Consider the following 15,463-nt stretch of genomic DNA (forward strand, 5'->3'; position numbering starts at 1 on the left):
CTTCGTCCCGGGTGCCGCCCTTTACGACTGTGTGCGCGTCAGCTCACGTTGATGGCCGACCACGCGGCCGCCACCGTCTTGTACTCGGTGCTGGTGGAGCCGTACAGGGCGGACGCCGCGCTCAGGGTCGCCGTGCGGGCGGCCTTGTAGTTGGTCGTCGACGTCATGTACTCGGTCAGGGCCTTGTACCAGATCGCGGCGGCCTTGGCGCGGCCGATGCCCGTGACCGTCGAGCCGTTGGACGTCGGGGAGTTGTAGCTCACCCCGTTGATCGTCTTCGCGCCGCTGCCCTCCGAAAGGAGGTAGAAGAAGTGGTTCGCGGGGCCCGAGGAGTAGTGGACGTCCAGGCCGCCCAGCGACGAGGACCAGCTGTCCTTGGATCCGCCGTCCTTGCTCGGCTTGTCCATGTAGCGCAGCGGGGTGCCGTCGCCGTTGATGTCGATCTCCTCGCCGATGAGGTAGTCACCGACGTCGTTGGAGTTGTTCGCGTAGAACTCCACCGCCGTGCCGAAGATGTCGGAGGTGGCCTCGTTCAGGCCGCCCGACTCGCCCGAGTAGTTCAGGCCCGCCGTGTTCGACGTGACGCCGTGGGTCATCTCGTGGCCGGCCACGTCCAGCGACGTCAGCGGGTTGGTGTTGCCCTCGCCGTCGCCGTACGTCATGCAGAAGCAGCTGTCGTCCCAGAACGCGTTGACGTACGCGTTGCCGTAGTGGACGCGCGAGTACGCCGCCTTGCCGTCGTTCTTGATGCCGCTGCGGCCGAAGGTGCTCTTGTAGAAGTCCCAGGTCTCCTGCGCGCCGTAGGCCGCGTCGACGGCGGCGGTCTGGTCGGTGGAGGAGCTGGAGGCCGTGCCGGTGCCCCATGTGTCGTCCGCGTCGGTGAACAGCGTTCCGGCGGAGGAACTGGTGCTGCGGGCCTTGTTGTACGTCTTGTGGCCGCCGCGCGTGGTGTCGTAGAGCTGGTACGTCGAGCCCGACTTGGTGGTGCCGAGGGTGACCGTGCCCGAGTACAGGCTCTTGCCGCTGCCGGTCTCGATGCCCTGGTACTCGAACAGCTTCTTGCCGGTGGCGGCGTCGGTGATGACGTGCAGCTCGTTCGGGGTGCCGTCGTCCTGGAGGCCGCCGACGACCGTCTCGTAGGCGAGGGTCGGCTTGCCGTTCGCCGCCCAGATCACCTTGCGGGCCGCCTGGTCGGCCGAGGTCTTCTCCGAGCCGGCCGCCTTGGCCAGCTTCACGGCCTGGCCCTCGGCCTTGGCCGCGGTGATGGCCGGCTTGAGCGAGGCGACCTTGATGGTGGCGCTCGTCGCCTTGGTCACGCCCTTTCTCGCACCCGCCGCCGACTCGTGGACGACCAGGTCGCCGCCGAGGACGGGCAGGCCCGCGTAGGTGCGCTCGTAGCGGGTGTGGACCGAGCCGTCGGCGTCCTTGACGACGTCCTTGACGACCAGCTTCTCCTGGGCGCCGAGGCCTATCTCGTCGGCGGTGTCGGCCGCCTTCGCCTGCTGGTCCTTGATCAGGGTGGTGCGGGCCGCGGGGGCGAGCGCGACCGGTGCGGCGAGCGGGGCGGCCTTGGTGCCGGCGCCCGCGGGGGCAGCGGCGGCCGAACCACCGGTGGTCAGGGCGGTGGTGAGGAGTGCCCCGGCGGCCACGGAGGTGGCGATGGCCAGGGTGGTGCGCTTGCGACGCGCGTAGAGGGGGGTCACACGAGCTCCTTTTGTGGGGGAGGTGCATTGGTGCTGGTGCGGCGGGTGGAGGAAGCGTGACACCTGGGACGCGTACATGTCAGGAGTGCTCGGTGATGTTGGCCAAAATTTGACTGAACGGTGAATGTTTCAGAAACGTGAACGGGCGCCGTCCCGGCGGGAGTTGAACCCACCGAGACGGCGCCCTGTCAGAGGCAGACCGCGAACGGGCCTACGGGAAGGTGACCTTCCAGCTGTTGATGTAGCCGGTGTCGATGGCCGCGTTGTCCTGGACCCGCAGCGTCCAGACGCCGTTGGCGACCTCGGAGGACGCGTTCACCGTGTACGTGGTGTTGAGGTTGTCCGAACTGCCGCCGGTGCCGTAGCCCTTCAGCGTGTACGCGGTGCCGTCGGGGGCGAGCAGATCCACCTTGAGGTCACCGACGTAGGTGTGGACGATGTCCACGGCGACCTGGAGGTTGGAGGGCGCGTTGCCGGTCCGGCCGGACACCGTGATCGGCGACGTCACGGCCGCCCCGTTGTCCGGGATCGACACGTCGGTGCCGCTCTCGAACGACGTACCGCCACCGCCCCCGGGGCGGGTGCCCACGGCGACGCCGGCCCAGGCGTCCTGCACGGCCTTGTACTCGGCGCTCGTGGTGCCGTACAGCTCACCGGTCGCCGCGAGGGTGCCGGTGCGGGCGGCCGCGTAGTTGGTGTTCGAGGTGAACTTGGTGGTCAGCGAGCGGAACCAGATCTTCTCCGCCTTGTCCCGGCCGATGCCGGTGACCGGAAGGCCGTCCGAGGTGGACGAGTTGTAGGTGACACCGTTGATGGTCTTGGTGCCACTGCCCTCCGACAGGAGGTAGAAGAAGTGGTTCGCGGGGCCCGACGAGTAGTGCACGTCGACCGAGCCGATGCCCGAGTACCAGCTGTCCTTGGACGCGCCGTCCTTGCTCGGCTTGTCCATGTAGCGCAGCGGGGTGCCGTCGCCGTTGATGTCGATCTCCTCGCCGATGAGGTAGTCACCGACGTCGGAGGCGTTGTTGGCGTAGAACTCGACGGTCGAACCGAAGATGTCGGAGGTCGCCTCGTTCAGACCGCCGGACTCGCCGCTGTAGATGAGGCCCGCGGTGTTGGAGGTGACACCGTGGGTCATCTCGTGGCCGGCCACGTCGATGGACGTCAGCGGGTGGGTGTTGCCCGAGCCGTCGCCGTAGGTCATGCAGAAGCAGCTGTCGGACCAGAACGCGTTGACGTAGTTGTTGCCGTAGTGGACCCGGGAGTAGGCGCCGACGCCGTCACCCCGGATGCCGCTGCGCCCGTGCACGTTCTTGTAGTAGTCCCACGTCAGCGCGGCACCGTAGTGGGCGTCCGCGCCCGCCGTCTCCAGGTTGGACGGGTTGCCGTTGCCCCACACGTCGTCGGGACCGGAGAAGAGCGTGCCGGTGCCCGAGGTGCCGCGGTTGAGGTTGTACGTCTTGTGGTTGCCGCGCGCACCGTCGGTCAGGTTGTACGTCGACCCCGACTGCGTGGTGCCGAGCGTGACCGTGCCGCTGTACATCGTGTTGCCGGTACCGGTCTCGATGGCCTGGTACTCGTACAGCTTGGCGCCGGTGGCGGCGTCGGTGATGACGTGCAGCTCGCTGGGGGTGCCGTCCTCCTGGAGGCCGCCCACGACGGTCTCGTAGGCGAGGGTCGGCGTGCCCTTGGCGGCCCAGATCACCTTGCGCGGCGCCTTGTTGACGTCCGGGCTCTTGGCGTCCTCGGCCTTCGCGGCGGCCAGCGCCTGCTTCTCCGCCTTGGCGGCGGGGACGGCGGCGGTGGTGGTCGCCGGCTTGATGGCGGCTCGGGTCGCCTTCACGACGTCCTTGGTCGCGCCGGACTTCGTGGTCTCGACGACCAGGTCGCCGCCGAGGACGGGCAGGCCGTCGTAGGTCCGCTCGTAGCGGGTGTGGACCGTGCCGTTGCCGTCCTTGACGACGTCACGGACGACCAGCTTCTCCTTGGCCCCGAGGCCCAGGTCCTTGGCGGTGTCCGCCTTGGTGGCGTTGGCCTCGCGTATCAGCTGGGCGCGCTGGGCGGGGGAGAGCTTGACGGACTCGGCGCCCGGTATGACCTTGCCCGCGGCCGACGGTGCCTTCTCCGGGGCTGCGGTGGCGGCGCCCGTCTGGACGGCGGCGGCGATCAGGGCGGAGACGCCGACCAGGGCGACTGCGGCGGCCCGGCGATGCGTCGTGTGGGGGGCGCGTCTGTGGGAGGAACTGTCTCTCAACACTGACTCCTTCTGCGCGGCCGCGGATCACGCGGCCAGGGGAGACCGGTCGGCGGGTGGGCCGTCCGGGCAGTTCGGGGTGGTACGCAGAACGACGTGCGCGTGCGGAGTTCGGCCGCGGGCACCGTCGTGTGACGGTGCTGTGGGGTTGCTGTGTCGCGGCCGTGGGAAGAGTGGCAGGTGGTTGCGGTTTCTGTCAGGACCGCGTCAGAAACTTGGCCGGAAATCGTTCGTTGTCCGGGAGTTCACGTTCGATAAACGGACCAGACAGCTCAATCGTCGATCCGGCCGAGATCGCGCAGCCACGCGGCCGCGTTGCCGTCGGACGGCGCGCGCCAGTCGCCGCGCGGGGAGAGCGAGCCGCCGGCCGAGACCTTCGGACCGTTGGGCATCGCGGAGCGCTTGAACTGTGCGAATGCGAAGAAGCGACGGCAGAAGACCTCCAGCCAGCGCCGGATCTCGGCCAGGTCGTACGCCACCCGCTTCGCCTCGGGGAACCCGGGCGGCCAGGCACCCGCGTCCGCCTCGTGCCAGGCGTGCCAGGCCAGGAAGGCGATCTTCGACGGCCGGAAGCCGTACCGCAGAACGTAAAAGAGCGTGAAGTCGTGCAGTGCGTACGGCCCGATCTTCGACTCGGTCGACTGCATCTCCTCGCCCGGCACCAGCTCCGGGCTGATCTCCGTGCCGAGGATCGCGGCCAGCGTCCCGCCGGTCTCCTCGTCGAACTGCTCGCTGCCGATGACCCAGCGGATCAGATGCTGGATCAGGGTCTTCGGCACACCGGAGTTCACGTTGTAGTGGCTCATCTGGTCGCCCACGCCGTACGTGGACCAGCCGAGCGCCAGCTCCGACAGGTCGCCGGTGCCGAGCACGATGCCGCCGCGCTGGTTGGCGAGCCGGAACAGGTAGTCGGTGCGCAGACCCGCCTGGACGTTCTCGAAGGTGACGTCGTACACCGGCTCGCCGGACGCGAACGGGTGGCCCATCTCCTGCAGCATCAGCCGCGCGGTCGGCGTGATGTCCAGCTCGGCCGCGGTGACGCCGAGCGAGTTCATCAGCTTGTGCGCGTTGTCCTTGGTGTGGTCGCTGGTGGCGAAGCCGGGCAGGGTGAAGGCCAGGATGTCGCTGCGCGGGCGCCCGGCGCGGTCCATCGCCCGGGCGGCGACGATCAGCGCGTGCGTGGAGTCCAGGCCGCCGGACACCCCGATGACCACCTTCGGGCCGCCGATCGCGCCGAGCCGCTGCTGGAGGCCCGCGACCTGGATGTTGTACGCCTCGTAGCAGTCCAGGGCCAGCCGGTCGGCGTCGGCGGGCACGAACGGAAAGCGCTCGACCCGCCGCTTCAGCCCCAGATCCGTCATCGGCGGGTCCAGCCGGAACCCCACCCGCCGGAAGTCACCGGTCCGCCCGGCGTGCGTACGGCGGTTGTCGTCGAACGTGCCCATCCGGTTCCGCTCCTGCCGCAGCAGGTCCAGGTCCACGTCGGCGACGGCGTACTGGTCGTCGGACGCGAAGCGGGCCGTCTCGGCCAGCAGCACGCCGTCCTCGTAGATCATGGTCTGGCCGTCCCAGGACAGGTCCGTGGTCGACTCGCCCAGACCGGCCGCCGAGTAGACGTACGCCGCCAGGCAGCGCGAGGACGCCGAGCGGCACAGCAGCCGACGGTCCTCGGCGCGGCCGACCGTGATCGGGCTGCCCGAGAGGTTGGCGAGCACGGTCGCGCCGGCCAGCGCGGCCTCCGCGCTCGGCGGCACCGGCACCCACATGTCCTCGCAGATCTCCGCGTGCAGGACCAGCCCGGGGACGTCCTCCGCCTCGAAGAGCAGGTCCACACCGAACGGCACCTCCGCGCCGCCGACCCGGATCGTCCCGCCGCGCTCGTTCTCGCCGGACGCGATCTGCCGCCGCTCGTAGAACTCGCGGTAGTTCGGCGGATACGACTTGGGTGCGACGCCGAGGATCCGGCCGCGGTGCACGATCACCGCGCAGTTGTAGATCCGATGGCGATGACGCAGCGGAGCGCCGACGACCAGCACCGGAAGCAGCTCCGCCGACCCGGCCACCACCGTGCCGAGCGCCTCCTCGACCTCGTCGAGCACCGCGTCCTGGAGCAGCAGGTCCTCGATCGAGTAGCCGGTCAGGCCCAGCTCGGGGAAGACGGCGACCGCGACGCCCTCCTGAGCGCACGCGCGCGCCTGCCGCAGGACCGCCTCGGCGTTGGCGCGCGGGTCCGCGATGACGGTGTGGCCCGTACACGCGGCGACCCGCGCGAAGCCGTGCTGGTAGATCGACCAGAAGTTCAATGGACTGCGGCTTTCTACTGTGGCTTGCTTCAGCGTGCCAGGGATCTCCTACGGCATCGAGCATAGATCGCCTGTTCAGGCGGGCCACTCCCCGTGCCAGGACCGCCACAGCGACGCGTACGCCCCGTCCGCCGAGACCAGCTCGTCATGCGTGCCCAGCTCGGTGAGCAGGCCGTTCTCCATCACCGCCACGCGGTCGGCGTCATGCGCGGTGTGCAGACGGTGCGCGATGGCGATGACCGTACGGCCCTGGAGCACGGCCGCCAGGGCGCGCTCGGTGTGCCGGGCCGTGGCCGGGTCGAGCAGGGCCGTCGCCTCGTCGAGGATCAGGGTGTGCGGGTCCGCCAGCACCACGCGGGCGAGGGCCAGCTGCTGGGCCTGTGAGCCGTCCGTGGCGCGACCTCCGTCGCCCAGCGCCGTGTCGAGGCCGTCGGGCAGCCGCCGTACCCAGGTGTCCGCGCCGACCGCGGTGAGGGCGGCCCACAGGTCCTCGTCCGTGGCGGACGGCTCGGCGATACGGAGGTTGTCGCGGACCGTGCCGAGGAAGACGTGGTGCTCCTGGGTGACGAGGACGACCTGGCGGCGCAGCTGCTCCGGGCCGAGCGCGACGACCGGGACTCCGCCGACCGTCACCGAGCCGGCGCTCGGCGCGTCCACCCCCGCGAGCAGCCTGCTCAGGGTCGTCTTGCCGGCGCCGGACGGGCCGACCACCGCGAGGCGTTCCCCCGGCCGCACGGTCAGGTCGACGCCGCCGAGGACCTCGCCGCCGCGGTCGTAGGCGTAGCGCACTCCGGTCACGTCGATCCGGTCGTCGGCGGGTGTCGGTGAGTCGGCCGCCGCGGCCTGCGGGGCCCGTGCCAGGCCTTCCACGCGGGCGAACGAGGCGCCGCTGCTCTGGAGTTGCTCGACCCGCATCAGGATCTCGTCCAGCGGACCGGCCATCTGCTGCTGATACAGCGCCGCCGCGACCACCGTGCCCAGGCTGACCGTGCCCTGCGCGTGCAGGGCCCCGCCGACGAGCAGGACCGTCGCCACGGGGACGAGATAGGCGATCTCGACCGACGGGAAGAACACCGTGCGCAGGAAGAGGGTGTGCAGGCGGGTCCGGCGGGATGTCTCCAGCGCGTCCCGGCTCGCCGCCACGCGCCGCCGCTCCAGCCGCAGTGCCTCCACCGTGCGGGCGCCGGACGCGGTCGCCGCGAGGACCTCCGCGACATCCGAGGTGGCCGCCCCCTCGGCGAGGTACCCGGCACGGGCGCGGCGCAGATACCAGCGCAGCACCGGGCACAGACCGGCCAGGCCGATCAGAGCGCAGGCACCGAGCAGGGGGTCCAGCGCGAAGACCGCGCCCAGCAGGAACAGGACCTGAACGGAGTTGATGAGCAGTTCGGGCCCGGCGTCGCGCAGGGTGGTGCCGACGGTCGCCACATCGGCGGTGCCGCGCGCGGTCAGGTCCCCGGTGCCGGCCCGTTCCACGACCGACGCGGGCAGCGCGAGCGTGCGGTTCACGAACTCCTCGCGGACGCGGGCGAGGATGCGTTCGCCGAAGCGGTGGCCGACGTAGCGGGCCCAGCGGGCCAGCAACAGCTGGGCTGTTGCCGCTATCAGGATGGCCAGGGCGAGTTTGTCAACGACCGTGACGCCGTGGCCGGCGCGGATCTCGTCGATGATGCGGCCCACCAGCCAGGGGCTGGCCAGGCCGGCGATCGCTGCGGCCGCGTTCAGGGCGAGTACGGCGGTGAATGATCTGGCGTCGGCTCGGATCAGGCGGACGGTGGCCCGGCGGACGTCTTGCCGTTCGGCGATGGGAAGCGAATTGCGGCTCATGGCGCGGGACTTGGGGTGGTCTGCCGGGTGCGGGTGTGATGTGGCCTGGTCGTCCCCGCGGCGGAGCCGCCTATCGACACGGGCCCGCGCTCCTGAGGTGGGCTGAGTTTGCGTCACCTGGTCAGCTCCTCGGCGTTCTCGTCCCGGGCCACCAGGGCTCGGTATCCCGGCTCTCCGTCCAGCAGTTCTCGGTGGGTGCCTGTTGCCGCCACCTTGCCGTCGACCAAGTAGTGGACCGTGTCCGCTCGGTCCAGGACCAAGGGGGACGTCGTCGTCACCAGCGTCGTACGGCCCCGCCTCGTCGTGTGCAGGCGTTCGGCGACCTGTGCCTCCGTGTGGGCGTCCAGTGCCGACGTCGGTTCCACCGCCAGGAGCACCTCCGGGTCCGCCAGCAGTGTGCGGACCAGGCGGACGCGCTGGCGCTGGCCGCCGGAGAGGTTGCGGCCCTGGGCGTCGATCGGGGTGTCGAGGCCGTCGGGGAGACCACGGACGATGTCCTCGGCGACCGCCGTGTGCACCGCTCGTGTGATCGCCCGCTCGTCCAGGTCCGCGGACCCGGCGGCCACCAGCTCGCGCAGCGTGCCCGCGAACAGGTCGGCCTCGTGGTCGGCGACCAGGATGCGCGTCCGGACCTGCGGTAACGCGATCTCGCTCAGAGGCACTTCGCCCCAGGTCGCCGCCGACGGGACGTAGCGGCCGAGACGGTCGACGACGGCCGTGGCGTCGGCGGGCAGCGCCGCGGCCAGTGCGGTGAGCCGGCCAGGCGGCACCCGCACCCCGGACTCGGGGTCGCACAGCACCGCAGGTTCGGCCGGCGCGTCCCGTGTGCCGGTGTCCGCCATCGGCTCCAGCCGCAGGAACCGTACGACCCGCCGCGCCGCCACCACTCCACGGCTGACCTGGTAACCGCACTCGATGAAGAACGCCACCGGCCCCACCAGCACCGCGACATAGCCGTACACCGACACCAGCTCGCCCACGGTGATCTCCCCCTGGGCGGCCAGCCGCGCCGCCAGCCAGGTCACCACGGCCAGGAACAGCGTCGGCAGCCCCACCCCGAGCGCCTGCACCCAACTGGTCACCGCCCCGACCCGGTAGCCCTGCGCCCGCAGCCGCTGCGAGTCGTGGTGGAAGGCGTCGGCGACCAGGCCCTTGCCGCCGAGGCCGTTGAGCACGCGCAGCCCGCCCGCGAGGTCGGCGATCCGTGCGGTCAGAACCCCCTGCCGCTCCCGGTACTGCGTCTCCGTCGCCTGCAGCCGCCCCAGCAGCGGCCCGACGATCACGCCGACCAGCGGCATCCCGAGCAGCACCACGACGGCGATCGGCACCGACACCGACACCAGCAGCCCGGCGATCACCAGATAGGCGACGATCGCCCCGACCCCGGGGCCGACGACGGTCAGGGACTGGCTGATGGTCTGGACGTCGCCCACGCCGATCGTGACGACCTCCCCGGCCCCGATCCGGCGCGGCAGCGTGGCGCCCAGTCGTACCGCGTGTCCGACCAGCACCTTGACCGTGCGGAAGTTGGCGTCCATCCGCACCCGCGTCATCGTGCGGTGCCGCATGATGCTCAGCCAGGCGTTGAACGCCCCGACCGCGAACAGCGCACCCGTCCACCCCGCCAACGCACCGTAGTCACCACCCGTCAGCCCGTCGTCGACGGCACGGGACATCAGGTACGGGGTCGCCGCCAGCAGCACCATCCACACACTGGAGATCAGCGCCCCGACCACGGACCGCGTCATCTGGCGCATGACCAGCCACCACAGATACCACCATCCGCCGCGACAGTCGGGCTCGCCCGGATCCTCGTACGCGTCGATCATCGTTCCCCGTTCCCGTCCTGTTCCGCCTTGCCGCTACGCCAGACTGTCCCGCCACGCCCGGTGCAGATCCGCGAACCTGCCTGTCCCGGCGATCAGTTCGGCCGGTGTGCCGTCCTCGACGATCCGGCCGTGCTCCATGACCAGGACCCGGTCGGCGATCTCGACGGTGGACAACCGGTGGGCGATGACGACGGCCGTACGCCCGTGCAGCACCGTCGACATCGCGCGCTGCACGGCCCGTTCGCCGGGGATGTCGAGGGAACTGGTCGCCTCGTCGAGGATCAGCACGGCCGGGTCGGCGAGCAACGCCCTCGCGAACGCGACGAGTTGGCGCTGACCGGCCGAGATGCGGCCGCCTCGCTTGCGTACGTCGGTGTCGTAGCCGTCGGGCAGGGAGCTGATGAAGTCGTGCGCGCCGATGGCCTTCGCTGCCTGCTCGATGTCCTCGCGGGTGGCGTCGGGGCGTCCGATGGCGATGTTCTCGGCGACCGTGCCGGAGAACAGGAAGGCCTCCTGCGTCACCATCACCACCCCGCGCCGCAGTTCGGGCACGGCCAGCTCGCGCAGGTCGACGCCGTCCAGCAGGACCCGGCCGTCGGAGGGGTCGTAGAACCGGGCGAGCAGCTTGGCGAGCGTCGACTTGCCGGCGCCGGTGGAGCCGACGACGGCGACCGTCTGCCCGGCCGGGATCGTGAGGTCGAAGCGGGGCAGCACCTCGCCGCCGGTGCGGTAGCCGAACCGGACGCCGTCGAAGACGACCTCCCGGCCGGGGTGTTCCGAGCGGAGTGCCGGGAGCTGCTCGGGTGTGGACGGCTCCGGCACGGACGGCGTCTGGGCCAGCAGTCCGGCGATCTTCTCCAGGGAGGCCGCCGCCGACTGGTACGAGTTGAGGAACATGCCGAGCCGGTCGATCGGGTCGTACAGCCGCCGCAGATACAGCACGGCCGCCGCCAGCACCCCGAGGGCAAGCGTGCCGCCGGCGACCCGGTAGGCGCCCCACAGCACGATCCCGGCGACGGCCGTGTTGGCGACGATGCGGGAGCCGACGACGTACCGGGCCATCTCCAGCAGCGCGTCGCCGTTCGTCCGTTCGTGCCGGGTGTTGAGGACCCGGAAGTCGGCGTCGTTGGCGGCCTCGCGCCTGAAGGCCCGCACCGGGCGGATGCCGTTCATCGTCTCGACGAACTTGACGATCACGGCAGCGATGGCGGTGGACCGCAGCCGGTACACCCGCCCGGCGCGCCGCTGATACAGCCGTACCAGGAGATACAGCGGCACGAACGAGGCCACGGCGAACGCGCCGAGACCGAGGTCCAGCCAGAGCAGCATCGCCGAGATGTAGACGAAGGACAGGATGACGGTGACGAGTTCCTGAAGGCCCTCGTTCAGGAGCTCGCGCAGGGACTCCACGTCGGTGGTGGAGCGGGAGATCAGCCGCCCCGAGGTGTAGCGCTCGTGGAAGTCGACGCTCAGGGCCTGGGCATGGCGGAAGATCCGGCCGCGCAGATCGAGCAGCACATCCTGGTTGACCCGGGCGGAGGCCAGGATGAACGCGTACTGGAGGGTGCCCGAGACCAGCGCGCACAGCAGATAGCCGACCCCGACCGCGATCAGCGGCCCGAGATCGTCGCGCCGGAACGCCGGTACGGCCGTGTCGATGGCGTACGCCACCAGCAGCGGGCCCGCCTGCACGGCCGCCTGCTGGAGCAGCAACAGGAGGGTGGTGACGGTGACGCGGGCCCTCATCGGGGTGAGCAGGGAGCGCAGAAGGGTGGCGGTGGCGCCCGGGGGCGTGGGCAGGACGTCGTGGTCGAAGGGGTCGTCCGCCCTTGCGGGTTCCTTGGCCGGCTCTTCCTTGTCCGGTGCGGTGGCGGTGGTCGCCGTCATCGGTCGGCCTCCTCGGTCCCGGCCATCAGGTGGGCGTACTCGGCGTTGCTGCGCAGCAGTTCGTGATGGGTGCCGACGGCGCTGATGCGGCCGTCGGAGAGCAGGGCGACGCGGTCCGCGAGCAGCACGGTGGACGGTCGGTGGGCGACGATCAGGGCGGTGGTCTCCGCGAGCACCTCACGCAGGGCGGCCTCGACCGCGGCCTCGGTGTGCACGTCGAGGGCCGACAGGGGGTCGTCGAGGACGAGGAACCGGGGCCGGCCGACGACCGCGCGCGCGAGCGCGAGGCGCTGCCGCTGGCCGCCGGAGAGACTGAGGCCCTGCTCGCCGACCTGGGTCCCGGTGCCGTGCGGCAGATCGTGCACGAAGGCGGCCTGCGCGACGGCGAGCGCCCGCTCCAACTCGGGTTCTCCCGCCCCGTCCGCGGCGCCCATGAGCACGTTCTCGGCGACACCGGCTGAGAAGAGGGTGGGCTCCTCGAAGGCGACAGCGACGAGGGAGCGCAGCTCCTCGCGGGTCATCGCGGTGATGTCCTGACCGTCGAGGGTGATCCGGCCGGACGTCACCTCGTGCAGACGCGGGACGAGAGCGGTCAGGGTCGTCTTGCCGCTGCCCGTCGCGCCGACCAGGGCCATGGACTCGCCGGGGCGGATGTGCAGGTCGATGCGGTCGAGAGTCGGTGGGGAGTCCCCGGGGGCGTCGGGGTAGCGGAACCGCACGTCGTGGAACCGGAGTCCGCGGTCCGTACGGTCCTGCCGAGCCGTCGAGACCGCATGCCCCTCCGGCACCGCGTCCATGACCTCGAAGTACCGCTCCGTCGCGGTCGCCGCCTCCTGACTCATCGCCAGCAGGAACCCGATCGAGTCCACGGGCCATCGGAGCGCCAGCGCCGTCGACAGGAACGCCACCAGGGTGCCCGCCGACAGCTCCCCGTCCGCCACCTGCACCGCGCCCAGCACCAGCGCCGCCCCGATGGCGACCTCCGGCAGCGTCACGATGACGGCCCAGATCGTCGCCAGCAGCCGCGCCTTGCGCAGCTCCGTGCCGCGCAGGGTGCCCGACAGCTCCCGGAACGCCCGCGCCTGACTGCGGTGCCGCCCGAACCCCTTGATGATCCGGATCCCGAGCACGCTCTCCTCGACGACCGTCGTCAGGTCGCCGACCTGGTCCTGCGCACGCCGCGCCACCTCGGCGTACCGCTTCTCGAAGATCACGCAGGTGACCATCACGGGCACGGCCGGGATCAGGATCACCAGCCCCAGCGTCCAGTCCTGAAGCAGCATGATGATCACGCCGACCAGGATCGTCACGCCGTTGACCAGCAGAAACGTCAGCGGGAAGGCGAGGAACATACGCACCAGCATCAGATCGGTCGTGCCCCGGGACAGCAGCTGTCCCGACGCCCACCGGTCGTGGAAGGCCACCGGCAGCCGCTGAAGATGCCGGTACAGATCCGCCCGCATCCCCGCCTCGACCCCCGCCAGCGGGCGCGCCACCAGCCAGCGCCGCAGCCCGAACAGCAACGCCTCCCCGAGCCCGAGCAGCAGCAGATACAGCGCCCCGAGCCACACCCCGGCCGGATCCCGGTCGGCGACCGGCCCGTCCACCATCCACTTCAGGACGAGCGGAATGACCAGCGACAGACACGAGGCCAGGACCGCCACACCCGCGGCGGTGAACCAACGCACCCGCACCGGCCGTACATACGGCCACAGGCGCAGCAGCGTACGCACGGCGGATCGTTCGGACCTGTCCTCGGCGGTTGCACGTGTCGTCACCATCAGCAGCGAGCCTACGGATCGCCACTGACACTGCCCACCGAGTTTTGGCCGGTCCGGGTTCGGTCGCTGGTCCTACGACCTGCGTGTTCGAGGGGTCGTACAGCCGCGGCGGCCGGTCGTACCTCCGCCATCAACCGATCGGAGGATGTGTCTTCGAGCGCGACGGCCGATGTGGCGGACCCCGCCCCGCCGCGACCCTGATGCCATGTCCGTCATCGAAGTCACCGAGCTGCGCAAGTCCTACGGCGGCCGCACCGTGGTCGACGGTGTCTCCTTCGCCGTCGAAGAGGGCGAGATCTTCGGCATCCTCGGCCCGAACGGCGCCGGCAAGACCACCACCGTGGAGTGCGTCGAGGGCCTGCGCGTCCCCGGCGCGGGCCGGGTCCGGGTCACCGGCCTCGATCCCGTCGCCGACCACGACCGGGTCTCCCAGGTCCTCGGCGCCCAGCTCCAGGAGGGCCGCCTGCAGGAGAAGCTGACCGTGCGCGAGGCGCTCCAGCTGTACGCCTCCTTCTACCCCGCCCCCGCCGACTGGCGCCCGCTCGCCGAACGCCTGGGCCTGGCCGACCGGCTCGGCACCCGGTTCGGCAAGCTCTCCGGCGGCCAGAAGCAGCGCCTGTTCATCGCGCTCGCCCTCGTCGGCAACCCCCGGATCGTCGTCCTGGACGAGCTCACCACCGGCCTGGACCCACGGGCCCGCCGCGACACCTGGCAGCTCATCGAGGACATCCGCGACAACGGCGTCACCGTCCTGCTCGTCACCCACTTCATGGAGGAGGCGCAGCGCCTCTGCGACCGGATCGCCGTGATCGACAAGGGCCGGATCGCGGCCCTGGACACCCCGGCCGGGCTGATCCGACGCTCCGCGCGCGCCACGGTGATCTCCTTCACGCCGTCCGAACCGCTGGACGACGACGAGCTGAACGCGCTGCCCGCGCTCGCCTCCCTCGAGCACAAGGACGGACGGATCACCCTGGCCGGCAGCGACGAGACGGTCAACGCCGTCATCACCCTGCTCGCCCGCCACCGCATCACCGCTCACCAACTGCGTGTCAGCGACGCCACGCTGGACGACGCCTTCCTGGACCTGACGGAGACGACCGCGCCCGATCCGACCGTGCCGGAGACCACGCCATGAACACCGCCGTACTGCGCACCGAGGCCCGTCTGCTCGCCCGCGAACCGGGCAGCCTCTTCTGGATCCTGGTCTTCCCGCCGGTGCTGCTGGCGATCCTGGGCGCCATTCCCGCCTTCCGCGAGCCCCAGGACGGGCTCGACGGCCTGCGCATCGTCGACACCTACGTACCCGTGACCGTCCTGGTCGGCATGATCGTCGCCGGAGTGCAGTCGATGCCGGTGGGCCTGACCGGCTACCGGGAACAGGGCATCCTGCGCCGCATGTCCACCACCCCGGTACGGCCGTCGGCGCTGCTGTCCGCGCAGATGCTGGTGCACGCCCTGGCCGCGGTGCTCTCGGCGTTGCTGGCCCTCGCGGTCGGACGGCTCGCCTACGACGTACGACTGCCCGGACAGCCCTACGGCTATCTGCTCGCGCTCGTTCTCGCGGTCCTCGTCGCGCTCGCCCTGGGGTCGGTGATCTCGGCGGTGTCCGGGACGGTGAAGATCGCGGGTGCCGTGGGGACCGCGGTGTTCTTCCCGATGCTGTTCTGCGCGGGCGTGTGGCTGCCGGTGCAGGCGATGCCCGATCTGATGGCCGACATCGTCGGGTTCACTCCGTTCGGCGCCGCCGCCCAGGCCCTGAACCAGGCCACGGCGGGCGACTGGCCCGGCTGGGACCACCTCGGCGTCATGGCGCTCTGGTCGGTCGCGCTGTCGGCGGCGGCCGCGCGCTGGTTCCGCTGGGAGTAGGCGGACGGCC

9 protein-coding genes are annotated in these 15,463 nt (G+C 71.0%); 2 read left to right on the forward strand and 7 right to left on the reverse strand.

Features of this window, described 5'->3' with window-relative positions:
• Window positions 1-38: 38 nt before the first annotated feature.
• The 7 genes from ACFQ6S_RS27210 to ACFQ6S_RS27240 form a co-directional block, all read right to left on the reverse strand.
• Complete coding sequence (locus ACFQ6S_RS27210) at window positions 39-1,703, reverse strand: M4 family metallopeptidase (RefSeq protein ID WP_383414996.1); 1,665 nt, start codon at window positions 1,701-1,703, stop codon at window positions 39-41.
• Window positions 1,704-1,914: 211 nt separating this feature from the next.
• Window positions 1,915-3,957, reverse strand: a complete 2,043-nt coding sequence (locus ACFQ6S_RS27215; protein WP_383414999.1) for a M4 family metallopeptidase — start codon at window positions 3,955-3,957, stop codon at window positions 1,915-1,917.
• Window positions 3,958-4,229: 272 nt separating this feature from the next.
• On the reverse strand, window positions 4,230-6,260 hold the full coding sequence (locus ACFQ6S_RS27220; protein WP_383415002.1) for an NAD(+) synthase: 2,031 nt from the start codon (window positions 6,258-6,260) through the stop codon (window positions 4,230-4,232).
• Window positions 6,261-6,335: 75 nt separating this feature from the next.
• Window positions 6,336-8,087 (reverse strand): ABC transporter ATP-binding protein, encoded by a 1,752-nt coding sequence (locus tag ACFQ6S_RS27225; protein ID WP_383415005.1) that lies wholly within the window; start codon window positions 8,085-8,087, stop codon window positions 6,336-6,338.
• Window positions 8,088-8,200: 113 nt separating this feature from the next.
• Window positions 8,201-9,916: an ABC transporter ATP-binding protein gene (locus ACFQ6S_RS27230; RefSeq protein WP_383415008.1), complete on the reverse strand. Its 1,716-nt coding sequence runs from the start codon at window positions 9,914-9,916 to the stop codon at window positions 8,201-8,203.
• Window positions 9,917-9,949: 33 nt separating this feature from the next.
• Window positions 9,950-11,803, reverse strand: a complete 1,854-nt coding sequence (locus tag ACFQ6S_RS27235; RefSeq protein WP_383415010.1) for an ABC transporter ATP-binding protein — start codon at window positions 11,801-11,803, stop codon at window positions 9,950-9,952.
• Entirely contained in the window at window positions 11,800-13,584 is a 1,785-nt protein-coding gene (locus ACFQ6S_RS27240; protein ID WP_383415013.1) for an ABC transporter ATP-binding protein, read from the reverse strand. The genes ACFQ6S_RS27235 and ACFQ6S_RS27240 overlap by 4 nt, the downstream gene beginning before the upstream one ends.
• 205 nt (window positions 13,585-13,789) lie before the next feature.
• Here ACFQ6S_RS27240 and ACFQ6S_RS27245 point away from each other — a divergent pair, with 205 nt between their 5' ends.
• Both ACFQ6S_RS27245 and ACFQ6S_RS27250 read left to right on the forward strand, forming a co-directional pair.
• Entirely contained in the window at window positions 13,790-14,722 is a 933-nt protein-coding gene (locus ACFQ6S_RS27245) for an ATP-binding cassette domain-containing protein (RefSeq protein WP_383415016.1), read from the forward strand.
• The gene (locus ACFQ6S_RS27250) at window positions 14,719-15,453 is read left to right on the forward strand and encodes an ABC transporter permease (protein ID WP_383415019.1); all 735 of its coding nucleotides are present in this window, start codon (window positions 14,719-14,721) and stop codon (window positions 15,451-15,453) included. Before ACFQ6S_RS27245 ends, ACFQ6S_RS27250 begins: the two co-directional genes overlap by 4 nt.
• The last annotated feature ends 10 nt before the right edge of the window (window positions 15,454-15,463 follow it).

The sequence above is a fragment of the Streptomyces sp. NPDC056479 genome (assembly GCF_042795335.1).
In the GTDB taxonomy this organism is placed as follows: Bacteria; Actinomycetota; Actinomycetes; order Streptomycetales; family Streptomycetaceae; genus Streptomyces.

Bases quoted from the DNA above. Each gene is read 5' to 3' on its own strand.
- ACFQ6S_RS27250 (WP_383415019.1), top strand. From the start codon at position 14,719: ATGAACACCGCCGTACTGCGCACCGAGGCCCGTCTGCTCGCCCGCGAA.
- ACFQ6S_RS27245 (WP_383415016.1), top strand. From the start codon at position 13,790: ATGTCCGTCATCGAAGTCACCGAGCTGCGCAAGTCCTACGGCGGCCGC.
- ACFQ6S_RS27230 (WP_383415008.1), bottom strand. From the start codon at position 9,916: ATGATCGACGCGTACGAGGATCCGGGCGAGCCCGACTGTCGCGGCGGA.
- ACFQ6S_RS27225 (WP_383415005.1), bottom strand. From the start codon at position 8,087: ATGAGCCGCAATTCGCTTCCCATCGCCGAACGGCAAGACGTCCGCCGG.
- ACFQ6S_RS27240 (WP_383415013.1), bottom strand. From the start codon at position 13,584: ATGGTGACGACACGTGCAACCGCCGAGGACAGGTCCGAACGATCCGCC.
- ACFQ6S_RS27235 (WP_383415010.1), bottom strand. From the start codon at position 11,803: ATGACGGCGACCACCGCCACCGCACCGGACAAGGAAGAGCCGGCCAAG.